A 21,419-nucleotide genomic window follows, 5' to 3' on the forward strand; every position below is an offset into this window, starting at 1 on the left:
TGCAAGACGCGAGGGTGGGCCGCGCACGCGGAAACGCGCGGGACGCTAACCGACGGCGCCGGTCGGGGCTTTCCGCCCCGACCGGCGCCGTATCCGTTTGCGCGCTCCCGCCGCTAGGCGCCCGCGCAGTTCGGGCACACCCCGCGGTACGTCACCTCGACCGCGGAGATCACGAAGCCGAAGCGTTCGCCATCGGGCAGGTCGGCCAGCGGGTCGCCCGCCGGGTGGACGTCGCGGATCGCGCCGCACTGGGCGCAGACCAGGTGCTGGTGGGGCCGGTGGGCGTTCGGGTCGTACCGCTTCGCGCGCCGGTCCGTCGAGACCTCCAGGACCTCGCCGAGGCTCACGAGCTCGCCCAAGGTGTTGTAGACCGTGGCTCGAGAGATCTCGGGCAGCTTGGTCACGGCGCGCGCGTGCACCTCGTCCGCCGTCAGGTGGACGTGGTCGCCGTCGAGCACTTCGGCGACGACGCGCCGCTGGGCGGTCATGCGCCAGCCGCGCCCGCGGAGTCGTTCCAGCAAGCGGTCATTCATGGACGCCAGCCTAACAGCGAGGCGATTCGGTGTAGATCCCGAACCGGTGCGGAATTGGATGCTTACTTGACTTGGACAATGTCCATTGTAGGATCGGTTACGGCAAACACCAAGGACAGGACCAGCAGTAATGACGCAGGAGGCGCACGTGACGCAGGGACCGCTCACCACGGAGGCCGGGGCTCCGGTCGCCGACAACCAGAACAGTGAGACCGCCGGCGTCGGCGGGCCGGTTCTCGTCCAGGACCAGCTCCTGCTGGAGAAGCTCGCCCACTTCAACCGTGAGCGCATCCCGGAGCGCGTGGTGCACGCCCGTGGCGCCGGCGCCTACGGCACGTTCACCCTCACGCGTGACGTCTCCCAGTGGACCCGGGCGAAGTTCCTGTCCGAGGTCGGCAAGGAGACCGAGACCTTCCTGCGCTTCTCGACCGTCGCGGACAGCCTCGGCGGCGCCGACGCCCGCCGTGACCCCCGTGGCTGGGCGCTGAAGTTCTACACCGAAGAGGGCAACTACGACCTCGTCGGCAACAACACCCCGGTCTTCTTCATCCGGGACGCCATCAAGTTCCCCGACTTCATCCACACCCAGAAGCGCGACCCGTACACGGGCTCGCAGGAGCCGGACAACGTCTGGGACTTCTGGGGCCTGTCGCCCGAGTCCACGCACCAGGTGACCTGGCTGTTCGGTGACCGCGGCATCCCGGCGTCCTACCGCCACATGAACGGCTACGGCTCGCACACGTTCCAGTGGAACAACGAGGCCGGAGAGGTCTTCTGGGTCAAGTACCACTTCAAGACCGACCAGGGGATCAAGAACCTCACCCAGGCCGAGGCCAACGCCCTCGCCGGTGAGGACCCGGACTCGCACCAGCGCGACCTGCGCGAGTCCATCGAGCGCGGCGACTTCCCGTCCTGGACCGTCCAGGTCCAGATCATGCCCGCGGCCGAGGCGGCGGAGTACCGCTTCAACCCGTTCGACCTCACCAAGGTGTGGCCGCACGAGGACTACCCGCCGATCGAGATCGGCAAGCTGGAGCTCAACCGCAACCCGGAGAACGTCTTCGCCGAGGTCGAGCAGTCGATCTTCAGCCCGGCGCACTTCGTTCCCGGCATCGGTCCCTCCCCGGACAAGATGCTCCAGGGCCGTCTCTTCGCGTACGGCGACGCCCACCGCTACCGCGTCGGCATCAACGCCGACCACCTGCCGGTGAACCGCCCGCACGCCACCGAGGCGCGCACCAACTCCCGCGACGGCTTCCTGTACGACGGCCGCCACAAGGGTGCGAAGAACTACGAGCCCAACAGCTTCGGCGGTCCCTTCCAGACCGACCGGCCGCTGTGGCAGTCCACCGCCGTCACCGGTGGCACGGGCAACCACGCCACCCCCTCGCACTCCGAGGACGACGACTTCGTCCAGGCGGGCAACCTGTACCGCCTGTACTCCGAGGACGAGAAGACCCGTCTGATCGAGAACCTCTCGGGCTTCATCGCCAAGGTCTCGCGCGACGACATCGCCGAGCGGGCCGTCAACAACTTCCGCCAGGCGGACGGCGACTTCGGCAAGCGGCTGGAAGCCGCGGTCCAGGCCCTTCGCGGCTGATCGGTCCGCTTGTCGTGGCAGGCCGCCGGGCCGGAACCCCCAGTCGGGGGTTCCGGCCCGGCGGCCGTTTCCGGCTGCGCGCGTACGGGGGTGAGGGTCAGGCGGGGACCGTGCGCCGGGCCGGCGCCCAACAGCGGACGACGTCGCGCACGGACACGATGCCCACCGGGCCGCCGTCCTCCAGGACGATCAGATGGCGGAAACCGCCGTGGACCATGGCCTCGGCCGCTTCCCGCAGGGTGGCGTCCGGGGTGCAGAAGACCACGTTGTTGGTGGTGTGCGCGCCCACGGACTCGCGGTCGGGATCGTGCCCCGCGCCGAGGGAGTTGAGGATGTCGCGCTCGGTCAGGATGCCTATGCCGCTGTGGTCGGGGTCGAGGACGACGGCCGCGCCGACGCGCCGGCCGGACATCAGGCAGGCCGCCTGACGCAGGGTGTGCGCGGGTCCGAGGGTGAGGATCACGGTGCTCATGGCGTCACGGACGAGCATGGAGAGAGCCACCTCCTGGGGTGAGCCCCCCGCTTGGGTGGGGTGCTCCGGCGAAGCACTCCTTCGAGAAATGCTTCACAAGCGCACAAGCGGGGGGATCCTCAGATTCCCACGGCGGTGGAGGGTCAACAAGGGGGCGTGCTCGGCGCACTCACCGGCGTGCGGAGGTCAGGCGCGCGGCCGGAGCAGCTCCAGCATCTCCTCGTGCAGCAGGCCGTTGGAGGCCGCGGCGTTCCCGCCGTGCACCCCGTCCGTCCCGCCCAGGTCGGTGAAGCGGCCGCCCGCCTCCTGGACCACGACCGCGAGCGCGGCCATGTCCCACAGGCTCAGCTCGGGCTCGGCGCACAGGTCCAGGGAACCCTCCGCGACCATCATGTACGGCCAGAAGTCGCCGTAGCCGCGGGTGCGCCAGCACGCGCGGGTCAGGTCCAGGAAGCCGGGCAGCCGGCCCTGTTCCTCCCAGCCGCTCAGCGAGGAGTACGCGAACGAGGCGTCGCCCAGGGTCGCGACCTTCGACACCCCGAGGGGTGTGGTCTCGCCGAGAGCGCCACCCGTGAAGGCACCCGAACCCTGGGCGGCCCACCAGCGGCGACCCAGGGCCGGGGCGGAGACCACCCCGACGACCGGCCGGAACACCCCGTCGGCGCCCTCGGCCGTCAGGGAGATCAGCGTCGCCCACACGGGGACCCCGCGCACGTAGTTCTTCGTACCGTCGATCGGGTCGACGACCCAGCGGCGCGGGCCCTCGCCCTTGAGGCCGTACTCCTCGCCCAGGATCGCGTCGGACGGCCGCGCCGCCAGGATCCCGGCCCGGAGGATCTCCTCGGTGGCGGTGTCCGCCTCGCTCACCGGGGTCATGTCGGGCTTCGTCTCGACCGCCAGGTCCAGGGCGCGGAACCGCCGCATCGTGGCGGCGTCGGCGGCGTCGGCGAGCTCAAGGGCAAGGCGCAGGTCATCGTCATACTCGGGCATGTCCGAACAGTATCGACACTGCCGGGGACCGGCGAACGGGTCCCACGGTGCGGCCGGTAGGCGCCCTTGACAGAACCTGTCGCTCCGTCAACTCTGGCTGCGAGCCTATCGGGGGGAGCCGGCGATGCCTGCGGCGCGCGAGTCCTTGCTGCGAGCGGCGGAAGCCGCCCTGTCCGCCCACCCCTGGCCCGCCGTGCGGATGACCGAGGTGGCGGCCGTCGCCGGGGTGTCCCGGCAGACCCTCTACAACGAGTTCGGCGGAAAGGGCGGCCTCGGCCGCGCCCTGGTGCGCCGCGCTGCCGACCGGTACCTCGACGGCGTGGACCGGGCCCTGACCCCCGACGCCCCGGCCCCCGACGCCGCCCGGGGCCCGGCCGCGGCCGCCGAACGGCTCGCCGCCGTCGCCGAGTGGACCGTACGGGAAGCCCGGGAGCGGCCCCTCGTACGGGCCCTGCTGACCGGGTGCTGGGACGGGGCGCTGCCCTCGCCGCCCACGATGGGCTTACGGCCGGGGCAGGCGGCGCCCGGTCCCGCGGAACTGGTGCGCGCCGTCAGCGAGCGGGCCGCTGCCGCGCTCGCTCCGGAACCGGCGCAGCGCTGCGAGCTCGTCGTACGGCTGGCGCTGTCCTACGTCCTCGCGCCGTGCGCGGACGCCGCCGGCCCCGGCCCGCTGTTGCGGCTCACGGGGGCCGCGCCCGCCGCGGCGGCGGTCAGTGGGCCGAACCGGACAGCTGGAGTCCGATGACACCGAGGATGACCAGCGAGATCGAGACGAGTTTCAGGGTGGAGACCAGGTCCCCGAGGAAGACCATCCCGTAGATCGCGGTGCCGGCCGCGCCGATGCCCGTCCACACCGCGTACGCCGGACCGACGTCGAGCTTCTTGAGCGCGAGCGTCAGCAGTCCGAAGCTGCCGAGCGCGAAGCACGCGAAGGCGACGGTGGGCCACAGGCGGGTGAACCCGTGGGACAGCTTGAGGCAGACCGCGAAACCGGTCTCCAGGAGTCCGGCGACCACGACCAACAGCCACGCCATGGCTTGTGCCTCCCCGCGTCAGGTGACGTCGTGTCACTTGGTGCGATGAGCATTTATCCCGATGTGACCTCCGGTAAACCCGGGCCCACCCCGCCGGACGACCCCGCGGACGGGGTCAGTCGCCCTCGCGGCGCTCCCGCGTCTGCAGCAGCCGGCGCAGCGAGTACAGCCGTGCCGGGTCGGCCTGGCCCTTCTCCACCCAGGCGTCGAGCGCGCAGTCCGGCTCGTCGTGACTGCACGCCCGCGGGCAGTCCTCCGTCCCCGGCACCAGGTCCGGGAACGCCAGGATCACCCGGGACGGGTCCACGTGGTGCAGGCCGAAGGAGCGAACGCCCGGGGTGTCGATGACCCAGCCGTCGCCGGAGGGCAGCGGCAGGGCCAGCGCCGAGGTCGTGGTGTGCCGGCCGCGGCCGGTGACCGCGTTGACGTGACCGGTGGCGCGCTGGCGGCCCTCGGCGACCAGCGAGTTGACCAGCGTGGTCTTGCCGACGCCCGAGTGCCCGACGAAGGCGGTGATCCGACCGTTCAGGCGCTCGCGCACCCGCTCGGCGGCGTCGCCCGTCGCCAGCTCCTCCCGGTTGGTGACGACGTAGTTCAGACCGAACGTCGAGTAGATCTCCAGGATCTTGTCCGCGGAGGTCAGGTCGGACTTGGTGAGCACGAGCAGCGGCTCCAGCCCCGCGTCGTACGCGGCGACCAGGCAGCGGTCGATCATCCGGGGCCGGGGTTCCGGGTCGGCCAGGGCCGTGACGATGGCCAGCTGGTCGGCGTTGGCCACGACCACCCGCTCGTACGGGTCGTCGTCGTCCGCGGTGCGCCGCAGGACCGACTTGCGCTCCTCGATCCGCACGATCCGGGCCAGGGTGTCCTTCTTGCCGGTCAGGTCACCGACGATCCAGACCCGGTCACCCACCACCGCGGCCTTGCGGCCCAGCTCGCGCGACTTCATGGCGTGGACGGTCCGGTCCTCGACCAGACAGGTCAGCCTGCCGCGGTCGACGGTCAGGACGAAGCCCTCCGAGGCGTCCTCGTGCTTGGGCCGGATGTTCGTCCGCGGCCGGTTGCCCTTGGGGTTCGGGCGCTGGCGGATGTCGTCCTCGTCGGTGTTCTTGCCGTACCTGCGCATGACGGGCCCTACGCTCCCGCTCCCCGCGGCGTTTCGCCGAGCATGTCCGCCCACATCGCCGGGAAGTCCGGCAGGGTCTTCGCGGTCGTCGCCACGTTCTCGATCTCCACGCCCTTGACCGCGAGGCCGATCACCGCTCCGGCGGTGGCCATCCGGTGGTCGTCGTAGGTGTGGAACACGCCGCCGTGCAGCGGGCGGGGGCGGATGTGGAGGCCGTCGGCGGTCTCGGTGACGTCACCGCCCAGCCCGTTGATCTCCGCCGTCAGGGCCGCCAGGCGGTCCGTCTCGTGCAGCCGCAGGTGCTGGACGCCGCGCAGCACCGACTCCGAGTCGGCCAGCGCCGCGACCGCCGCGATGCCGGGGGTCAGCTCGCCGACCTCGCCCAGGTCGACGTCGATGCCGTGGATCTTGCCGGTGCCGGTGAAGACCAGGCCGGCGTCGGTCAGCTCGCAGGAGCCGCCCATCTCGGTGAAGATCCGGCGCAGCGCGTCACCCGGCTGCGTGGTGCGGCGCGGCCAGTCGGGGATGGTGACCGTGCCGCCGGTGATCAGCGCCGCGGCCATGAAGGGCTGGGCGTTGGACAGGTCCGGCTCGACGACCATGTCGCGGCCGAGCAGCGCGCCCGGCGCGACCCGCCAGACGTTCTTCTCGCCCCCCGCCTCGGGGGTGTCGACCTGCGCCCCGGCCGCCCGGAGCATCTCCACCGTCATCCGGATGTGCGGCATGGAGGGCAGGGTCGCGCCAGTGTGCCGGACCTCGACGCCCTGGTTGAAGCGCGGGGCGGAGAGCAGCAGCGCGGAGACGAACTGGGAGGAGTTGGAGGCGTCGATCTCGACCGTGCCGCCCTCCAGGGCCCCGCCGCCCTGGACGGTCATCGGCAGCGCGCCCCGGCCGTCGTCGTCGATCCGGGCGCCGAGGGCGCGCAGGGCGTTGATGACCTCGCCGAGGGGGCGCTCGTAGGACCGCGGGTCGCCGTCGAAGCGGATGTCGCCGGTGGCCAGGGTGGCGACGGGCGGCAGGAAGCGCATGACCGTGCCCGCGTTGCCGACGTCGACGGTGGCCGGGCCGTGCAGGCCCGCCGGGATGATCCGCCAGGCCTCGCCGCTGTCCCCGTCGGCCGAGCTGGAGGCGACGGTCTCCTCGATGCCGACGCCCAGCGCGCGCAGCGCGTCGGACATCAGCCGGGAGTCGCGCGAGCGCAGCGGGCGGCGCACCCAGCCGGGTTCGGAGGCGAGGGACGCGAGCACGAGCGCGCGGTTGGTGACCGATTTGGAACCCGGCACGGTGACGGTGGCGTGGACGGCCCCGTCCGCGAGGGGGGCGGGCCAGAGGGCGTGGAGCGCGGGGGTCTCGGTCATGGCCTCCACTTTAGTGGCTTCCCCGGACCCCAGATCTTGATCGCGGCCCCGTCTCAGAGGCCGAGAAGTCGGGTTCCGCCCCCGACGAGCGAGCACAGCGCGACGATGTGGAAGAACAGCAGCCAGACGATCGGGTGCACGTGGGTGAGGCGCCCCAGCTGGTCGGCGTCGGAGTCGGGCGCCCCGCCGTGCCGCCGCTTGGCCTGGAGCTCGAAGACCGGTCGGACGCCGCCCAGCAGCAGGAACCACACGACCGCGTACGCGAACACCGCCTGCACCTCGGACGGCGTGAACCAGGACACCAGGACGAAGACGGCGCCGGTCAGCACCACCGTCAGCACCCCGTACGCGTTGCGGATCATGATCAGCATCACGGCCAGCAGCGCGGTCGCCACCCACAGCAGCAGCGTGATGCGGTGCGCGGAGAGCAGCACGGCCCCGCCCAGGCCGAGGAGGGAGGGCGCCGTGTACCCGGCGGCGGCCGTCAGGATCATGCCGAGCCCGTAGGGCTTGCCGCGGCTGACGGTGACCCCGCTGGTGTCGGAGTGCAGGGTGATCCCGTCGAGCCGGCGCCCGGACAGCAGGGCGATCAGTCCGTGACCGCCCTCGTGCGCGATGGTCACCGCGTTGCGGGCGACCCGCCACACCGGACGGACGGCGACGACGGCCAGCGCGACCAGGCCCGCCGCGACCACCAGCTTCCAATCCGGTTCCGTCTGTATCCCGGTGAGCCGGTCCCAGATGCCGGCCGTCGTGGTGCTGTCCATGAAGTGGCGGACTCCTTGCGGTGGTGGGCGGATGCCATGGCAGTGTGTCAGCCATGTGCGGAAGGTTTGCGGCGAGTCGTACGCCCGAGGAGTTGGCGGGGATATTCGGCGTCGAGCGGTGGGAGCCGCAGGAGACGTTGGCCCCCGACTGGAACGTGGCTCCCACAAAGGAGGTCCACGTCGTCCTCGACCGTCCCCTCAAGGACGCGGCGGACCCGCGTCCGGTTCGCCAGCTGCGGACGCTGAGGTGGGGGCTCGTGCCGTCCTGGGCGAAGAGCCCCGAGGGCGCCGCGCGGATGATCAACGCGCGGTCGGAGACCCTGCACGAGAAGCCGTCCTTCCGGCGGCCCTTCGCCCAGCGCCGCTGCATCGTCCCCGCCGACGGCTACTACGAGTGGGTCACCGCCCACGACGAACGGCAGCTGGAGGTGGAGGGGAAGAAGAAGAGGGCGCGCAAGCAGCCGTACTTCGTGCTCCCCACCGACGGTTCGGTCTTCGCGATGGCGGGCCTGTACGAGTTCTGGCGCGACCGGACCCTGCCCGACGAGCACCCCCTCGCCTGGTGGGTGACCTGCTCGGTGATCACCGCCGAGGCCGAGACCGGGCCGCTGGGCGCGGCCCCCGCCGAGGGGCCGAAGTCGCTGTCCGACATCCACCCGCGGATGCCGCTGATGCTCACTCCGGACCGCTGGGACGCCTGGCTGGACCCGGCCCGCACCGACGAGGCCGGTCTGCGGGACCTCCTGGCGCCGCCGCCGGGCGGGCTGATGCGCGCCTACCCCGTGTCCACCGCCGTCAGCAACGTCCGCAACAACGGGCCGGAGCTGCTGGGCGAGCTCGCCGCGCCGGAGGAGGGCACGCTCTTCTGACCCGGCCCGACCCGGCATGATCGGCCCATGACACCGGAGCGCGCCGTGACCACCGAGAGCGTCGACACCCCGGCGGGCGAGGCCCGCATCACCTGGCACCCGGCCCGCCGGGCGCGGCTCGTCCTCGCCGTGAGCCACGGGGCCGGGGGCGGGATCGAGGCCCGGGACCTGCGGGCCCTGGCCGCCGCCCTGCCGCCGCTGGGGGTGAGCGTCGCCCTCGTGGAGCAGCCCTGGCGGGTCGCCGGGAAGAAGGTCGCCGCCGCGCCCAAGGTGCTCGACGAGGGCTGGCGGGGCCTGTGGCCCGCGCTGGCCCGGCCCGGACTGCCGGTGGTGGCGGGCGGGCGCAGCGCCGGGGCCCGGGTGGCCTGCCGGACCGCCGCCGAGCTGGGCGCGGTCGGGGTGCTCGCGCTGGCCTTCCCGCTGCACCCGCCGGGGCGGCCCGAGAAGTCCCGGGCCGAGGAACTGCTGGGCGCCGGCCGGCCCGTGCTGGTGGTGCAGGGCGGCCGGGACCCGTTCGGGAGGCCGGAGGAGTTCCCTGAGCCGGTCGGGCCGGACCCGTACGAACTGGTCGAGGTGCCGTACGGCGACCACGGTTTCGCGGTGCCGAAGAAGGCCGGCCCGACGCAGGAGGAGACCCTCGCGGTGATCACCGCGGCGGTGGCCCCGTGGCTCGCCCGGCTCAGTGGGCGGGAATGACCTGACACATTTGCGGGTGATCCCGCTCACCCGCCTTTCGCGATGCCCGGGCCGTGCCGGAAATGGCCTGCGGGGCCCGGGAATGCGGGGCCCCGGGGGCCTGTTGTGGGGAGTGTCGGTACACACGGGAAACACGTCGGAGGAGAGGGACCGCATGGCCCAGGTCATCAGCCAGAACCGTCCGCAGGCCGCTGACCTGGACTGGACCGTTCTGCCCGGCCCGAAGCGCACTTCGCTTCGGGCGGCGGAAGGCCGGGATGGTCGACTATTCTCCGATTCGAGCGGATCCGCTTTCGGAGCCGCCACGCTGTCGGAGGAGGTGGGTCCTGTCGCTGGGACCGACGAAGGCCAGGCGCAGGAGACTACTCCGGAGCGCAATGCGCGCTTCGAGCGGGACGCGCTCGGCTACCTCGACCAGATGTACTCCGCCGCGCTGCGCATGACGCGTAATCCGGCGGACGCCGAGGACCTGGTCCAGGAGACGTACGCGAAGGCGTACGCGTCCTTCCACCAGTTCCGCGAGGGCACCAACCTCAAGGCGTGGCTGTACCGCATTCTGACCAACACCTTCATCAACTCCTACCGAAAGAAGCAGCGCGAGCCGCAGCGCAGCGCCGCGGAGGAGATCGAGGACTGGCAGCTGGCACGCGCCGAGTCGCACATGTCGACCGGATTGCGTTCCGCGGAATCGCAGGCGCTCGATCACCTGCCCGATTCCGATGTGAAGGAAGCGCTCCAGGCCATTCCGGAGGAGTTCCGCATCGCGGTCTATCTTGCCGACGTAGAGGGCTTTGCGTACAAGGAGATCGCGGACATCATGGGTACACCCATCGGTACGGTCATGTCGCGACTGCACCGTGGCCGCCGTCAACTCCGCGGAATGCTGGAGGACTATGCCCGCGAGCGCGGGCTGGTCCCGGCCGGCGCGGGAGAGTCGAACGACCTGAAAGGCTCGGGCTCATGAGCTGCGGAGAGCCGCACGAGACGGAGTGCGCGGAGGTCCTGGACCATCTCTATGAGTTCCTGGACCACGAGATGCCGGACAGTGACTGCACGAAGTTCGAGACGCACTTCGGCGAGTGCAATCCCTGCCTGGAGAAGTACGGCCTGGAACAGGCCGTCAAGAAGCTGGTGAAGCGCTGCTGCGGATCGGACGACGTGCCGTCCGATCTGCGCTCCAAGGTCATGGGCCGGATCGAGTTGATCCGCTCGGGCCAAGCCGTGCCCGATCACGACGTGACCGCGGGTCCGGCCCCCGGCTGAACCGCCGGCGGCTGAATGGTCGCCGCTTCAACAACCGCCCCCGGAAGGGCACTTCGTTCACCCGAAGGTGCTAATCCGGGGGCGTCCGTACGGCGCAATGCGCAAATGGGCCGCGCTCCCTTCGGAGGCCGCCCTATTCTCCCCTCCCGGTACCGGTTCGTTTCCGGTACCGGGCCTGTGCGTCACGGGGGAGGAGAGCGCCATGCGGGTACTTCCGCCGGCCGCGCGCGTCTGCGTCCTGTCCGCGGTCCTCGCCGCCCTCGCGTGCGTCGCCCCCGCCCTGACGGACGCCTCGACGCCGTGGGGCGTGGTCGCGCTCGCCGCCGCGCTCTACCTCGGCTGCGAACTCGTCCGGATCCGCCCCCTGCTGGGCCACCGGGTCCCCGAGGGCATCGGCTCCTTCTTCCCCGTCGTCCTGGCCGCCGTCTTCCTGCTGCCGCCCGCCGCCGCCGCGCTCGTCGCCGTGCCCGGCGGGCTCGCGCAACCGGTGGTCCGCCCGTCCGCCGGGGTGCGGCGGGTATGGCACGCCGCCCAGCAGGCGGTGGCCGCCTGGACGGCCGGGCAGCTCTTCGGACTCCTCGGCGGCCGCCGGGCGATCGGCGGCGCCTCCGGTTCGGGCGGCGGGGCATCCGGACCACCGGACGGCGCCGGGCGCACGGTCGTCGTGGCCGGCTGGCCGGCGGACTTCCCCTGGGCGATGCTCCCCGCCACGGCCGCCGCCGTCGCCTTCTGCCTCGTCATGGCCGCCCTCGACGGCTTGGTCCTCGCCGCCGCCGAACGCCGTCCCGCGGCCACCGCCTGGCGGGGCCTGCTCACCCGCTCCCTCCTGCCGCACTGCGTCCACGGGCTCGCCGGACTGATGATGGCCGTCATGTGGCGCAGCCCGTACGGACTTCCGGCCGCGCTGCTCGTCCTGCTGCCGATGTACATCTCCTGCTGGGTCTTCGCCCAGTACCACCGCGAGAACGCCGCCCACCAGGCCACGATCCGGGCCCTCGTCCAGGCCGTCGACATCAAGGACCGCTACACGCGCGGCCACAGCGAGCGGGTCGGCCAGGCCTCCGCGATGATCGCCCGGGAACTGGGCATGACCGACGACCGGCTGGAGACCGTCCGCATCGCCGGGATCCTGCACGACGTCGGCAAGCTCGGCGTACCGACCCGACTGCTGCGCAAGGACGGGCCGCTGACCCCGGAGGAGCGCCGCGTCATCGAGCTGCACCCGGAGTACGGCCACGAGATGGTGCGCGGCATCGGGTTCCTGGGGGAGGCCCGATCCGCGATCCTGCACCACCATGAGCGGGTCGACGGTTCCGGTTACCCGTACGGCCTGAACGGCGAGCAGATCCCGGTGCTGGCCCGGGTGGTGGCGGTGGCCGACTCCTTCGACGCGATGACCTCGACCCGCTCCTACAGCCGGGCCCGCCCGGTGCCGGTCGCCCTGGCCGAGCTGGAACGCTGCGCGGGCTCCCAGTTCGACCCCGCGATGGTCCGGGCCCTGGTGGGCGCGATCGGCCGGCACGGCTGGCACCCGGTGGTCACCTCCGACGACGACCTCCAGGTCATCGGCTCCGTCCCCGACCCCGCACGCCCCGGGCCGCCACCCCTGGACCGCGAGGGCGGACCCGGCGCGGGTACGGCGGGCCCGGCCCCGGCCCCGCGGTCGGACGCCGGGACCGGGGCCGACGTCGTGCCCCCCGGGCCGCGTGAGGCGCGTGAGGCGCGTGGGGCGCTGCCCGACGCGGCCGGAGCGGCCGGGTCCGGCGACGGTACCGGTCCCCGGGGCGTGCGGTGAGGGCGGCCGCCGCACCGGTCGTCCGCGCGGCCGCCGCCCTGCTGGCCCTGGCCGGACTCGGTCACACCCTGTGGTGGGGCGTCGCCGAACCCGGCGGCGCCCTCGCCTTCGGCACCCTCGTCGCGGTCGGCGAGCTCGCCCGCCGCCACCCCGGCCCCGCCCCGCGCACCGGCACGGGCACCGCCCCGCGCGGCGGGGCCGCCGGGCCGCCGCCGCCCGAGGACCGGCATCCCGCGCCGCTGGGCTCCGCCGGCGCGCTCGCCTACGCCCTGCTCGGCCAGAACGGCGGACACTCCACCCACCACGGGGTCCTGCAGACCATCACCGTCGTCGTCGCGGCGGCCCTCGTCGGGATCGTCCCGCACGTCGCCCGCGGCCGCGGGCCCGCCCTCGACCACGTGGCCCGGCGGGTCCTCACCGTCGCCTTCGCCGCCGTCTGCTTCCAGCCCCTCTACAACTCCGGGCGGCTGGGGGAGTGGATCGGGCAGGGCCCGTACCTCGTCGTGTTCCTGCTGTTCCTGCTCGGCCTCACCGCGCTGTGCGACTCCGTGCTCGCCGCCGCCCTGGCGGGGGCCCGCACCGGCTGGCCGTACGGTCCGCTGCTGCGCGACGAACTGCGCGCGCAGCTCGGCATCGGCTCGGCGATCTGCGCCTCCGGGGTGGTGATGGCCCTCGGGGTGGCCGTGGCCGGCCTGTGGGCCCTGCCCGTCTTCAGCGTGCCGCTGCTGCTGACCCAGATGTCCTTCCACCGGATCACCGCCGTCCGCACCACCTACCGCCAGACCATCACCTCGCTGGCCCGGGCCACCGAGATCGCCGGCTGCACCCCGCCCGGCCACGCGCGCCGGGTCGCCGCGCTGAGCCGCTCGGTCGGCCGGGAGCTCGGGCTCTCGGAGCGGGAGCTCACGGTGCTGGAGTACGCGGCCCTGATGCACGACATCGGCCAGCTGTCCCTCGTCGACCCCGTGCCGAGCGGGGCCACCGCCGAGCTGCCCACGGCCCTGGCCCGCAGGATCGCCGAGCTCGGCGGCGAGGTGGCCCGCCGGACGGGGGTCCCCGCCGAGGTGGCGGTGATCGTGGAGCGGCAGGCGGATCCGTACCGGGACCAGCCCGTCGCCGCCCGCATCGTGCGCGTGGTGAACGCGTACGACGACCTGGCGGTCGGGGCCCGTCACCCGGCCGGCTCCCTCGCGGCCCTGGAACGGCTGCGGCTGGGCACCGGGCACGACTACGAGCCGGGCGTCGTGGAGTCCTTGGCCAGGGTTCTGGCCAGGGGCGGGCGGAGCCGAGTCGTTCCCGTTCCCCCGGGGTAACCCATGGGTAATGAGCGGGCGTCCGAGCGGGCATGGTTGGATGCAGTAGGAGTGTCCGTGAGGGTGTCCGCAAGGCTGCACCGGGACCGGCAGGCGGGAATCGTGAGGATCTTCGGGAAGGTACGGCATCGGCCCTCCGCCTCGTGGCGGCAGGCCACCGACCGCGCGTTCACGCTGATCGGTGACGGGCGGTACGAGGACGCGGGCGCGCTCCTGACCAGAGCGGCGGACCTGGAGCCCTGGCTGTCGGAGTCCTGGTTCAACCTGGCCCTGCTGCACAAGTTCCGCCACGACTGGGAGCAGGCACGGGCCGCGGGCCTGCGTGCCGTGGCGCTCCTGGACCGTGAGGCGGGCGCGCCGGACTGGTGGAACGTCGGCATCGCCGCGACCGCCCTCCAGGACTGGCCGCTGGCCCGGCGGGCCTGGCAGGCGTACGGGCTGAAGGTGCCCGGGGACCCCCACAGCAGCGCCGGGACGGGCGAGCCGGTCGGCATGGAACTGGGCAGCGCCGCGGTGCGGCTGTCGCCCGAGGGCGAGGCCGAGGTGGTGTGGGGCCGGAGGCTCGATCCGGCCCGCATGGAGGTCCTCTCGATCCCGCTGCCCTCCTCGGGGCGGCGCTGGGGCGAGGTCGTCCTGCACGACGGGGTTCCGCACGGCGAGCGGGTCACCTCGGCCGGTCCCTCGTACCCGGTGTTCGACGAGATCGAGCTGTGGGCGCCCTCACCGGTGCCGACCTGGGTGGTGCTGCTCGAAGCGGCCTCCGAGGCGGACCGCAACGCTTTGGAGCAACTGGCCTCGGACGCGGGCTTCGCCGCCGAGGACTGGTCCTCGTCGGTCCGGCTGCTGTGCCGGACCTGTTCGGAGAGCGCGATGCCGAGCGGCGAGTCCGCCGGTGACCACCTGGACCCGCACGACCACAGCGAGCCCGGTCACCCCGGCCCGCTGGGCCACCGCACGGCGGGCTCCGGCCCGCTGTGGGTGCCCGAGCGCGAATGCGGCATCGCCGCCCCGGCCGGGCTGGTGCGCGGGCTCCTCGACGGCTGGGTGGCCGACAGCCCGGACAGCCGTGAGTGGCGGGATCTCGAAGAAGTCTGCTGAGTGCGGGCCGTAGGCTGTACCGGTCACATCGGTGGCTCGGGCGAATCTACGGAAGGCGTACGGCGGACATGGCGCAGCAGGAGAACCAGGTGGTCCCGGTCGACGACGAGGGCTGGGTCGTGGACACCGAGGACTGTGAGGCGCGCGAGCTCGCCCACCGCGAGCGGGGCACGTCCCGCCCGATCACGGTGGTCGGCAACCCGGTGCTGCACCGGGAGTGCAAGGACGTCACCGAGTTCGGCGAGGAGCTCGCGCAGCTCATCGACGACATGTTCGCCAGCCAGAAGACCGCCGAGGGCGTGGGCCTGGCCGCCAACCAGATCGGCGTGGACGCGAAGGTCTTCGTCTACGACTGCCCGGACGACGACGGCAAGCGCCACACCGGTGTCGTCGTCAACCCGAAGCTGGTCGAGCTGCCGGCCGCGGGCCGCGTGCTGGACGACTCGAACGAGGGCTGCCTCTCCGTCCCGACCGCCTACGCGGCGCTGGCCCGCCCGGACTACGCCGAGGTGACCGGTCAGGACGCGCAGGGCAACCCGATCAAGGTCCGCGGCACCGGCTACTTCGCGCGCTGCCTCCAGCACGAGACGGACCACCTGTACGGGTACCTGTACATCGACCGGCTCTCCAAGCGCGACCGCAAGGACGCCCTGCGCCAGATGGCCGAGAACACCCCCCGCTACGAGGTCGTCCCGAACGACTGACGCGTCCGGGGGTGCGCCGCCCCCGCTACGCCGCCCGCGGCCCCCGGAAGGCGCGGCGGAAGGCGTTCGGGGTGGTGCCCAGGGCGCGCAGGAAGTGGTGGCGCAGGGCCGCCGCGTTGCCGAAGCCGCTGCGGGCCGCGATGGAGTCCACCGTCTCGTCGGTGGACTCCAGCAGTTCCTGCGCGAACATGACCCGGCGGCGCAGCACCCACTGGTAGGGGGTGGTCCCGGTCTCCTGGAGGAAGCGGCGGGCGAAGGTCCGCGGGGACATGTGGGCCCGCTCCGCGAGGTGCTCGACGGTGATCTCCCGCTCCAGGTTCCCGGCCATCCAGCCGATGACCTCGCCCACCGTGTCGCAGGCGGTCCGCGGCAGCGGCCGCCGCACGTACTGGGCCTGCCCGCCGTCCCGGTGCGGGGGGACGACCATCCGCCGGGCGATGGTGTTGGCCACCTCGGCGCCGTGCTCCTGGCGCACGACGTGCAGGCACGCGTCGATGCCCGAGGCGGTGCCGGCGCCGGTGATCACCGGGCCCTCGTCCACGTACAGCACGTCGGGGTCGACGTGCGCCTTCGGGAAGCGGTCCGCCAGCGCCGGGGCGTGCATCCAGTGCGTGGTGCAGCGCCGGCCGTCGAGCAGTCCGGCCGCGCCGAGCACGAAGGCCCCGCTGCACACGCTGAGCACCCGCGCGCCCCGGTCCACGGCCCGCCGCAGGGCTTCGAGGTACGGCTCGGGGTACTCCCGCACGGCCGCCCGCCGGTCGGCCGGCACGCAGATCAGGTCCGCCTCCTCCAGCCGCTCCAGGCCGTGCGCGGGGGCGATGGCGAAGCCGACGTCGGACATGGTCAGCGGGCCCTCCTCCGCGGCGCACACGGCGAAGTCGTACACCGGCACCCCCTGCGCGCCGCGGTCGATCCCGAAGACCTCGCAGAAGATCCCGAACTCGAAGGGGGCGACTCCGTCGACGAGGGCCACGGCCACGTTGGTCAGCATGACCTCAGTGTGGCAGTAATTCGCACTTGAGTGACAGTACTGCCACTGTTCGATCATGGGCGATCAGGCGGACAGTGGAGGTATGAGCACCTTCGTGAACTACCTCGTCGTCCTGGCCCTCGCCGCGTTCCTGCTGGGGCCCAGCCTGTACGGGGCGTGGCGCGACCGACGGATCGACCGGCAGCTGCGGGCCGTCGAGACCCGGCGGGTGTGGCTGCCGCGCCAGCGGGCGGGCGGCCTGCGGCCCACCCCGCGCCGGCGCGGCCTGCGCTTCGGCCTCGGGCGCCGGGGCCGCATGGCCCACTGAGCCCTGATCCACGACCCGGAAACGCGAGGAGCCGGAACGCGGTTCGTTCGCGTTCCGGCTCCTCGCGCACACGTGCGCGGACGGTGGGACTAGAAGTCCTCGTCCAGGTCGACCGTGCCCTCGACCGCGACCTGGTAGGCCGACGGGCGACGCTCGAAGAAGTTCGTCAGCTCCTGGACGCCCTGGAGCTCCATGAAGGAGAACGGGTTCTGCGAGCCGTAGATCGGCGGGAACCCGAGGCGCACCAGACGCTGGTCCGCGACGCACTCCAGGTACTCGCGCATCGACTCGGTGTTCATGCCCGGCAGACCCTCGCCGCACAGGTCACGGCCGAACTGCAGCTCCGCCTCCACGGCCTCCTTCAGCATGTCGGTGACCTGCTGCTGGAGGGCGTCGTCGAAGAGCTCCGGCTCCTCCTTGCGGACGGTGTCCACGACCTCGAAGGCGAAGTTCATGTGCATCGTCTCGTCGCGGAACACCCAGTTGGTGCCCGTCGCCAGACCGTGCAGCAGACCCCGCGAGCGGAACCAGTACACGTACGCGAAGGCGCCGTAGAAGAACAGGCCCTCGATGCACGCCGCGAAGCAGATCAGGTTCAGCAGGAAACGGCGGCGGTCGGCCTGCGTCTCCAGCTGGTCGATCTTCTCGACGGAGTCCATCCACTTGAAGCAGAACTGCGCCTTCTCGCGGATCGAGGGGATCTCCTCGACCGCGTCGAACGCGGCGGCGCGGTCGTCCGGGTCGGGCAGGTAGGTGTCGAGCAGCGTCAGGTAGAACTGGACGTGCACGGCCTCCTCGAACAGCTGGCGCGACAGGTACAGGCGCGCCTCCGGGGAGTTGATGTGCTTGTACAGCGTCAGCACGAGGTTGTTCGAGACGATCGAGTCGCCCGTCGCGAAGAACGCGACCAGCCGGCCGATCATGTGCTGCTCACCGGGCGTCAGCTTCGCGAGGTCCGCGACGTCCGAGTGGAGGTCGACCTCCTCGACGGTCCAGGTGTTCTTGATCGCGTCCCGGTAGCGCTCGTAGAAGTCCGGGTAGCGCATCGGGCGGAGCGTGAGCTCGAAGCCCGGGTCCAGCAGGTTCTTGTTCTCGTTGGTGCTCATTACTGGCAGGCCTCGCACGATTCGGGGTTCTCAAGGGAGCAGGCCAGCGCCTCCGCGTCGGACACGGCCTGCGGGAGCGCCGCCGGGGCGGCGGCCTGCGCCGCGCGGGCGATCTTCGTCGCCGGGCGCGAACGCAGGTAGTACGTGGTCTTCAGGCCTTGCTTCCAGGCGTACGAGTACATCGAGCTGAGCTTGCCGATGGTCGGCGTCTCCAGGAACAGGTTCAGCGACTGGGACTGGTCGAGGAACGGCGTACGGGCCGCCGCCATGTCGATCAGGCCGCGCTGCGGGATCTCCCACGCCGTCCGGTACAGCTCGCGCACCTCGGCCGGGATCCAACCGAAGCCCTGCACGGAGCCGCTGGACTCGCGCAGCGCCTCGCGGGTCTGCGCGTCCCACACGCCGAGCTGCTTCAGCTCCTCCACCAGGTACGCGTTGACCTGGAGGAACTCACCGCTGAGGGTCTCGCGCTTGAACAGGTTGGACACCTGCGGCTCGATGCACTCGTACACGCCCGCGATCGAGGCGATCGTCGCCGTCGGGGCGATGGCGAGGAGCAGCGAGTTGCGCATGCCGGTCTTCGCGACGCGGGCGCGCAGGGCGTCCCAGCGCTCGGGCCAGTTCAGCTCGACGTCGTAGTGGTCCGGGTGCAGGACGCCGCGGGCGGTACGGGTCTTCTCCCAGGCGGGGAGGGGGCCGTTGCGCTCGGCGAGGTCGCAGGAGGCCTCGTACGCGGCGAGCATGATCCGCTCGGAGAGCTTCGTGGACAGCGCCTTCGCCTCGGGGGAGTCGAAGGGCACCCGCAGCTTGAAGAAGACGTCCTGGAGACCCATCGCGCCCAGACCCACCGGACGCCAGCGGGCGTTGGAACGCCCGGCCTGCTCGGTCGGGTAGAAGTTGATGTCCACGACGCGGTCGAGGAAGGTCACGGCCGTGCGGACGGTCTCGTCCAGGCGCTCCCAGTCGATCCCACCGTCCACCACGAAGGCGCCCATGTTGACCGAGCCGAGGTTGCAGACGGCCGTCTCGCCGTCGTCGGTGACCTCGATGATCTCGGTGCACAGGTTGGAGGAGTGGACGACCGAGCCCGGCTCGGCGGTCTGGTTCGCCGTGCGGTTGGAGGCGTCCTTGAAGGTCATCCAGCCCTGGCCGGTCTGCGCGAGGGTGCGCATCATCCGGCCGTACAGGTCGCGGGCGGGCATGGTCTTGCGGGCCAGGCCGTCCGCCTCGGCCTTGCGGTAGGCGGCGTCGAACGCGTCGCCCCACAGGTCCACGAGCTCGGGGACGTCGGCCGGGGAGAACAGCGACCACTGGCCGTCGGAGTTCACGCGGCGCATGAACTCGTCCGGCACCCAGTGGGCGAGGTTCAGGTTGTGCGTACGGCGCTGGTCCTCACCGGTGTTGTCGCGGAGCTCCAGGAACTCCTCGATGTCCGCGTGCCAGGTCTCCAGGTAGACGGCGGCGGCGCCCTTGCGGCGGCCGCCCTGGTTGACCGCGGCGACGGAGGCGTCGAGGGTCTTCAGGAACGGGACGATGCCGTTGGAGTGGCCGTTGGTGCCGCGGATCAGGGAACCGCGGGCACGGATGCGGGAGTACGACAGCCCGATGCCACCGGCGTGCTTGGACAGGCGGGCGACCTGGTGGTAGCGGTCGTAGATCGAGTCCAGCTCGTCCAGCGGGGAGTCCAGCAGGTAGCAGGACGACATCTGCGGGTGCCGGGTGCCGGAGTTGAAGAGCGTGGGGGAGGACGGCAGGTAGTCGAGGCGGCTCATCAGCCGGTAGAGCGAGGCCACTTCCTCGACGGCCTGGACGCTCTCGTCCGCGGCGAGGCCACAGGCCACGCGCAGCATGAAGTACTGCGGGGTCTCGATGACCTGGCGGGTGATCGGGTGGCGCAGCAGGTAACGGCTGTGCAGGGTGCGCAGGCCGAAGAAGCCGAAGCGGTCGTCGGCGCCCTCGGCGAGGGCGTGCTCGACGAGGGAGTTCAGCCGGGCGGCGTGGGCCTCGACGAACTCGGCCGTGCGGTCGGCGATCAGGCCCTCGCGGTGGCCGACGGCGACCGACTCGGCGAAGGAGGTGGAACCCTGGCCGGCGGCCTCGTCGGCGACGGCGAGCGTCAGCAGTCGGGCGGCGAGGCGGGAGTACGCCGGGTCCTCGGAGATCAGGCCGGCGGCGGCCTCGGTGGCCAGCCCCCGCAGTTCGGCCTCGTCGGCGACGGAGCTGCGGCCGCGCAGGGCGGCGGCGGCGACCCGGCCGGGGTCCGTGTCGGGCAGGTCGGCCGTGAGTTCGGTGAGGGTGCGCAGCAGTGCGGTCCCCGGGCCCTCGGGCGCGAGCGCGGCCTCGTTGGCGGACTGGGCGGACTCGGCGCGCGGTGCGGCGGGCGCGATGGTCACGGGGGGAGCTCTCCCTCACTCGGCCCGGTCTTCGACGGGGCGGGGCGAGCGGGCGCACGCGGGAAGGCCACGCACCGGCCCGGACAGGGCAGGCGGTACGTGCACCGCGTGGCGTCCACCGGCCCAACCGCGAGGCCCGGACGTGTCGGCACCCGGTTCGGTCGAGCCGGGAGCGCTGTCGGCAGGTCCTCGGACTTCCGGACGCACCAATGGGTGCACTTCATACCGTTGCGGGACAGTTCCGGATTCGCACCGGATTCCCCTGCGGCGACAGCAGCCATGAGCATACATGTGGGGGCGCCCCGTTGCGGTAGCCCCCACATGTTGTGTCGGGGTGGCTACTGCTCGGGTGCGTACAGCTCCAGGGCGTAGGTGAGCAGGGGCACCGTGGGAAGCGGCGACCAGTCCCGATCGGGGGTGCGGACGAACCCCAGGCGCTCGTAGATCCGGTGCGCGGCGGGGCTCTGCGCCTGGGTGGAGAGCACCAGCCGGGTCACCCCGGGGAGGGCCCGGGCCCGCTCGGCGCAGGCTCGTACGAGGGCCTCGCCGGCGCCCTTGCCGCGGCCGGTGGCGGCCACCGCGAGCATCCGGAACTCGGCCTCGCCGGGGCCGGCTATGTCGGCGAGCGGGCTCCCCGGAGGGGCGAAGGTCACACCGCCCAGCAGTCGTCCGTCGAGCACGGCCACGAGCACCTCGCCGGCTCCGGCCCGACCCGCGACGTCGCGCAGCACGCGCTCGTAGGTGCCGTCGGGATTCCCGTCGAGCAGCCCGTCCCCGAGGTAGGCCCCCGCGGTGATGTCACCCAGCTCTTCGTATTCGGCGGGCAGCGCCGCCCTGATCACTGTGTCCATGCGGTCGAGTGTGCCGGACGGTCGCGGGTCGCTCCCGAGGGCGCGGGCGACCCCGGAACGCGCAGAAGGGCCCCCCCCCGGGGGGGGCGGGGGCCGGCAGGGCCGGGGGCGTTTACACAACAGACGCAGCCGACGACACTAAGTGTGTATGTC

General features: G+C 72.3%; 22 protein-coding genes and 1 riboswitch. Of the genes, 11 read left to right on the forward strand and 11 right to left on the reverse strand.

The window, feature by feature from the left end; genetic code table 11:
- Positions 1 to 113: 113 nt before the first annotated feature.
- Positions 114 to 533, reverse strand: a complete 420-nt coding sequence (locus tag ACFVS6_RS40995) for a Fur family transcriptional regulator (RefSeq protein WP_389711637.1) — start codon at positions 531 to 533, stop codon at positions 114 to 116.
- A gap of 130 nt (positions 534 to 663) precedes the next feature.
- Between ACFVS6_RS40995 and ACFVS6_RS41000 the strand changes: the two genes are divergently transcribed.
- Positions 664 to 2,133 (forward strand): catalase, encoded by a 1,470-nt coding sequence (locus ACFVS6_RS41000; RefSeq protein WP_389711638.1) that lies wholly within the window; start codon positions 664 to 666, stop codon positions 2,131 to 2,133.
- A gap of 97 nt (positions 2,134 to 2,230) precedes the next feature.
- Here the strand turns inward: ACFVS6_RS41000 and ACFVS6_RS41005 are convergent, their stop codons facing one another.
- Both ACFVS6_RS41005 and hisN read right to left on the reverse strand, forming a co-directional pair.
- Entirely contained in the window at positions 2,231 to 2,623 is a 393-nt protein-coding gene (locus ACFVS6_RS41005; RefSeq protein WP_281210524.1) for a cyclic nucleotide-binding/CBS domain-containing protein, read from the reverse strand.
- A 168-nt stretch (positions 2,624 to 2,791) separates the two neighbouring features.
- Positions 2,792 to 3,595, reverse strand: coding sequence for a histidinol-phosphatase (gene hisN, locus ACFVS6_RS41010; RefSeq protein WP_389711639.1), 804 nt, complete (start codon positions 3,593 to 3,595; stop codon positions 2,792 to 2,794).
- A 124-nt stretch (positions 3,596 to 3,719) separates the two neighbouring features.
- Between hisN and ACFVS6_RS41015 the strand changes: the two genes are divergently transcribed.
- Positions 3,720 to 4,340, forward strand: a complete 621-nt coding sequence (locus tag ACFVS6_RS41015) for a TetR/AcrR family transcriptional regulator (RefSeq protein ID WP_389711640.1) — start codon at positions 3,720 to 3,722, stop codon at positions 4,338 to 4,340.
- On the opposite strand, the gene ACFVS6_RS41020 is transcribed toward ACFVS6_RS41015, so the two are convergent.
- The 4 genes from ACFVS6_RS41020 to ACFVS6_RS41035 form a co-directional block, all read right to left on the reverse strand.
- On the reverse strand, positions 4,306 to 4,629 hold the full coding sequence (locus tag ACFVS6_RS41020) for a multidrug efflux SMR transporter (protein ID WP_030011402.1): 324 nt from the start codon (positions 4,627 to 4,629) through the stop codon (positions 4,306 to 4,308). The genes ACFVS6_RS41015 and ACFVS6_RS41020 overlap by 35 nt on opposite strands.
- A gap of 115 nt (positions 4,630 to 4,744) precedes the next feature.
- A complete protein-coding gene (rsgA, locus tag ACFVS6_RS41025) occupies positions 4,745 to 5,755 on the reverse strand; it encodes a ribosome small subunit-dependent GTPase A (protein ID WP_385585062.1) in 1,011 nt (336 codons plus the stop codon).
- Positions 5,756 to 5,763: 8 nt separating this feature from the next.
- Positions 5,764 to 7,113 carry a 3-phosphoshikimate 1-carboxyvinyltransferase gene (aroA, locus tag ACFVS6_RS41030; protein ID WP_389711641.1) on the reverse strand — a complete coding sequence of 450 codons (1,350 nt, stop codon included), beginning with the start codon at positions 7,111 to 7,113 and terminating at the stop codon, positions 5,764 to 5,766.
- A gap of 53 nt (positions 7,114 to 7,166) precedes the next feature.
- Positions 7,167 to 7,880 (reverse strand): M50 family metallopeptidase, encoded by a 714-nt coding sequence (locus ACFVS6_RS41035; protein ID WP_389711642.1) that lies wholly within the window; start codon positions 7,878 to 7,880, stop codon positions 7,167 to 7,169.
- 53 nt (positions 7,881 to 7,933) lie between these two features.
- On the opposite strand from ACFVS6_RS41035, the gene ACFVS6_RS41040 reads away from it, so the two are divergent.
- From ACFVS6_RS41040 to def, 8 genes are all read left to right on the forward strand, one after another.
- Positions 7,934 to 8,749 (forward strand): SOS response-associated peptidase, encoded by an 816-nt coding sequence (locus ACFVS6_RS41040; RefSeq protein WP_389711643.1) that lies wholly within the window; start codon positions 7,934 to 7,936, stop codon positions 8,747 to 8,749.
- Between the two features lie 27 nt (positions 8,750 to 8,776).
- Entirely contained in the window at positions 8,777 to 9,445 is a 669-nt protein-coding gene (locus ACFVS6_RS41045) for an alpha/beta family hydrolase (RefSeq protein ID WP_389711644.1), read from the forward strand.
- Positions 9,446 to 9,764: 319 nt separating this feature from the next.
- Positions 9,765 to 10,409, forward strand: a complete 645-nt coding sequence (locus ACFVS6_RS41050) for a sigma-70 family RNA polymerase sigma factor (RefSeq protein ID WP_266576354.1) — start codon at positions 9,765 to 9,767, stop codon at positions 10,407 to 10,409.
- Positions 10,406 to 10,708 carry a mycothiol system anti-sigma-R factor gene (gene rsrA, locus ACFVS6_RS41055; protein WP_136213975.1) on the forward strand — a complete coding sequence of 101 codons (303 nt, stop codon included), beginning with the start codon at positions 10,406 to 10,408 and terminating at the stop codon, positions 10,706 to 10,708. The genes ACFVS6_RS41050 and rsrA overlap by 4 nt, the downstream gene beginning before the upstream one ends.
- Before the next feature lie 202 nt (positions 10,709 to 10,910).
- The gene (locus tag ACFVS6_RS41060; protein ID WP_389711645.1) at positions 10,911 to 12,503 is read left to right on the forward strand and encodes an HD-GYP domain-containing protein; all 1,593 of its coding nucleotides are present in this window, start codon (positions 10,911 to 10,913) and stop codon (positions 12,501 to 12,503) included.
- The gene (locus tag ACFVS6_RS41065) at positions 12,500 to 13,816 is read left to right on the forward strand and encodes an HD-GYP domain-containing protein (protein WP_389711646.1); all 1,317 of its coding nucleotides are present in this window, start codon (positions 12,500 to 12,502) and stop codon (positions 13,814 to 13,816) included. Before ACFVS6_RS41060 ends, ACFVS6_RS41065 begins: the two co-directional genes overlap by 4 nt.
- A gap of 102 nt (positions 13,817 to 13,918) precedes the next feature.
- Positions 13,919 to 14,914 carry a tetratricopeptide repeat protein gene (locus ACFVS6_RS41070; protein ID WP_389711653.1) on the forward strand — a complete coding sequence of 332 codons (996 nt, stop codon included), beginning with the start codon at positions 13,919 to 13,921 and terminating at the stop codon, positions 14,912 to 14,914.
- Positions 14,915 to 14,982: 68 nt separating this feature from the next.
- The gene (def, locus tag ACFVS6_RS41075; protein ID WP_389711647.1) at positions 14,983 to 15,618 is read left to right on the forward strand and encodes a peptide deformylase; all 636 of its coding nucleotides are present in this window, start codon (positions 14,983 to 14,985) and stop codon (positions 15,616 to 15,618) included.
- A gap of 25 nt (positions 15,619 to 15,643) precedes the next feature.
- Here the strand turns inward: def and ACFVS6_RS41080 are convergent, their stop codons facing one another.
- Positions 15,644 to 16,609, reverse strand: a complete 966-nt coding sequence (locus ACFVS6_RS41080) for a helix-turn-helix domain-containing protein (protein ID WP_389711648.1) — start codon at positions 16,607 to 16,609, stop codon at positions 15,644 to 15,646.
- 82 nt (positions 16,610 to 16,691) lie between these two features.
- On the opposite strand from ACFVS6_RS41080, the gene ACFVS6_RS41085 reads away from it, so the two are divergent.
- A complete protein-coding gene (locus ACFVS6_RS41085; RefSeq protein ID WP_389711649.1) occupies positions 16,692 to 16,916 on the forward strand; it encodes a hypothetical protein in 225 nt (74 codons plus the stop codon).
- A gap of 89 nt (positions 16,917 to 17,005) precedes the next feature.
- Here ACFVS6_RS41085 and ACFVS6_RS41090 read toward each other — a convergent pair whose 3' ends face one another.
- From ACFVS6_RS41090 to ACFVS6_RS41100, 3 genes are all read right to left on the reverse strand, one after another.
- Positions 17,006 to 18,022: a ribonucleotide-diphosphate reductase subunit beta gene (locus ACFVS6_RS41090; RefSeq protein ID WP_389711650.1), complete on the reverse strand. Its 1,017-nt coding sequence runs from the start codon at positions 18,020 to 18,022 to the stop codon at positions 17,006 to 17,008.
- Positions 18,022 to 20,415, reverse strand: coding sequence for a ribonucleoside-diphosphate reductase subunit alpha (locus ACFVS6_RS41095; protein WP_389711651.1), 2,394 nt, complete (start codon positions 20,413 to 20,415; stop codon positions 18,022 to 18,024). Before ACFVS6_RS41095 ends, ACFVS6_RS41090 begins: the two co-directional genes overlap by 1 nt.
- A gap of 162 nt (positions 20,416 to 20,577) precedes the next feature.
- Positions 20,578 to 20,712: riboswitch (cobalamin riboswitch) on the reverse strand.
- Positions 20,713 to 20,753: 41 nt separating this feature from the next.
- Positions 20,754 to 21,266, reverse strand: a complete 513-nt coding sequence (locus tag ACFVS6_RS41100; protein ID WP_389711652.1) for a GNAT family N-acetyltransferase — start codon at positions 21,264 to 21,266, stop codon at positions 20,754 to 20,756.
- Positions 21,267 to 21,419 lie beyond the last annotated feature (153 nt).

It is taken from the genome of Streptomyces sp. NPDC057939, from assembly GCF_042887545.1.
Lineage (GTDB): Bacteria > Actinomycetota > Actinomycetes > Streptomycetales > Streptomycetaceae > Streptomyces.

Bases quoted from the DNA above. Each gene is read 5' to 3' on its own strand.
- ACFVS6_RS40995 (WP_389711637.1), bottom strand. From the start codon at position 533: ATGAATGACCGCTTGCTGGAACGACTCCGCGGGCGCGGCTGGCGCATG.
- ACFVS6_RS41000 (WP_389711638.1), top strand. From the start codon at position 664: ATGACGCAGGAGGCGCACGTGACGCAGGGACCGCTCACCACGGAGGCC.
- ACFVS6_RS41005 (WP_281210524.1), bottom strand. From the start codon at position 2,623: ATGCTCGTCCGTGACGCCATGAGCACCGTGATCCTCACCCTCGGACCC.
- hisN (WP_389711639.1), bottom strand. From the start codon at position 3,595: ATGCCCGAGTATGACGATGACCTGCGCCTTGCCCTTGAGCTCGCCGAC.
- ACFVS6_RS41015 (WP_389711640.1), top strand. From the start codon at position 3,720: ATGCCTGCGGCGCGCGAGTCCTTGCTGCGAGCGGCGGAAGCCGCCCTG.
- ACFVS6_RS41020 (WP_030011402.1), bottom strand. From the start codon at position 4,629: ATGGCGTGGCTGTTGGTCGTGGTCGCCGGACTCCTGGAGACCGGTTTC.
- rsgA (WP_385585062.1), bottom strand. From the start codon at position 5,755: ATGCGCAGGTACGGCAAGAACACCGACGAGGACGACATCCGCCAGCGC.
- aroA (WP_389711641.1), bottom strand. From the start codon at position 7,113: ATGACCGAGACCCCCGCGCTCCACGCCCTCTGGCCCGCCCCCCTCGCG.
- ACFVS6_RS41035 (WP_389711642.1), bottom strand. From the start codon at position 7,880: ATGGACAGCACCACGACGGCCGGCATCTGGGACCGGCTCACCGGGATA.
- ACFVS6_RS41040 (WP_389711643.1), top strand. From the start codon at position 7,934: ATGTGCGGAAGGTTTGCGGCGAGTCGTACGCCCGAGGAGTTGGCGGGG.
- ACFVS6_RS41045 (WP_389711644.1), top strand. From the start codon at position 8,777: ATGACACCGGAGCGCGCCGTGACCACCGAGAGCGTCGACACCCCGGCG.
- rsrA (WP_136213975.1), top strand. From the start codon at position 10,406: ATGAGCTGCGGAGAGCCGCACGAGACGGAGTGCGCGGAGGTCCTGGAC.
- ACFVS6_RS41060 (WP_389711645.1), top strand. From the start codon at position 10,911: ATGCGGGTACTTCCGCCGGCCGCGCGCGTCTGCGTCCTGTCCGCGGTC.
- def (WP_389711647.1), top strand. From the start codon at position 14,983: ATGGCGCAGCAGGAGAACCAGGTGGTCCCGGTCGACGACGAGGGCTGG.
- ACFVS6_RS41080 (WP_389711648.1), bottom strand. From the start codon at position 16,609: ATGCTGACCAACGTGGCCGTGGCCCTCGTCGACGGAGTCGCCCCCTTC.
- ACFVS6_RS41085 (WP_389711649.1), top strand. From the start codon at position 16,692: ATGAGCACCTTCGTGAACTACCTCGTCGTCCTGGCCCTCGCCGCGTTC.
- ACFVS6_RS41090 (WP_389711650.1), bottom strand. From the start codon at position 18,022: ATGAGCACCAACGAGAACAAGAACCTGCTGGACCCGGGCTTCGAGCTC.
- ACFVS6_RS41100 (WP_389711652.1), bottom strand. From the start codon at position 21,266: ATGGACACAGTGATCAGGGCGGCGCTGCCCGCCGAATACGAAGAGCTG.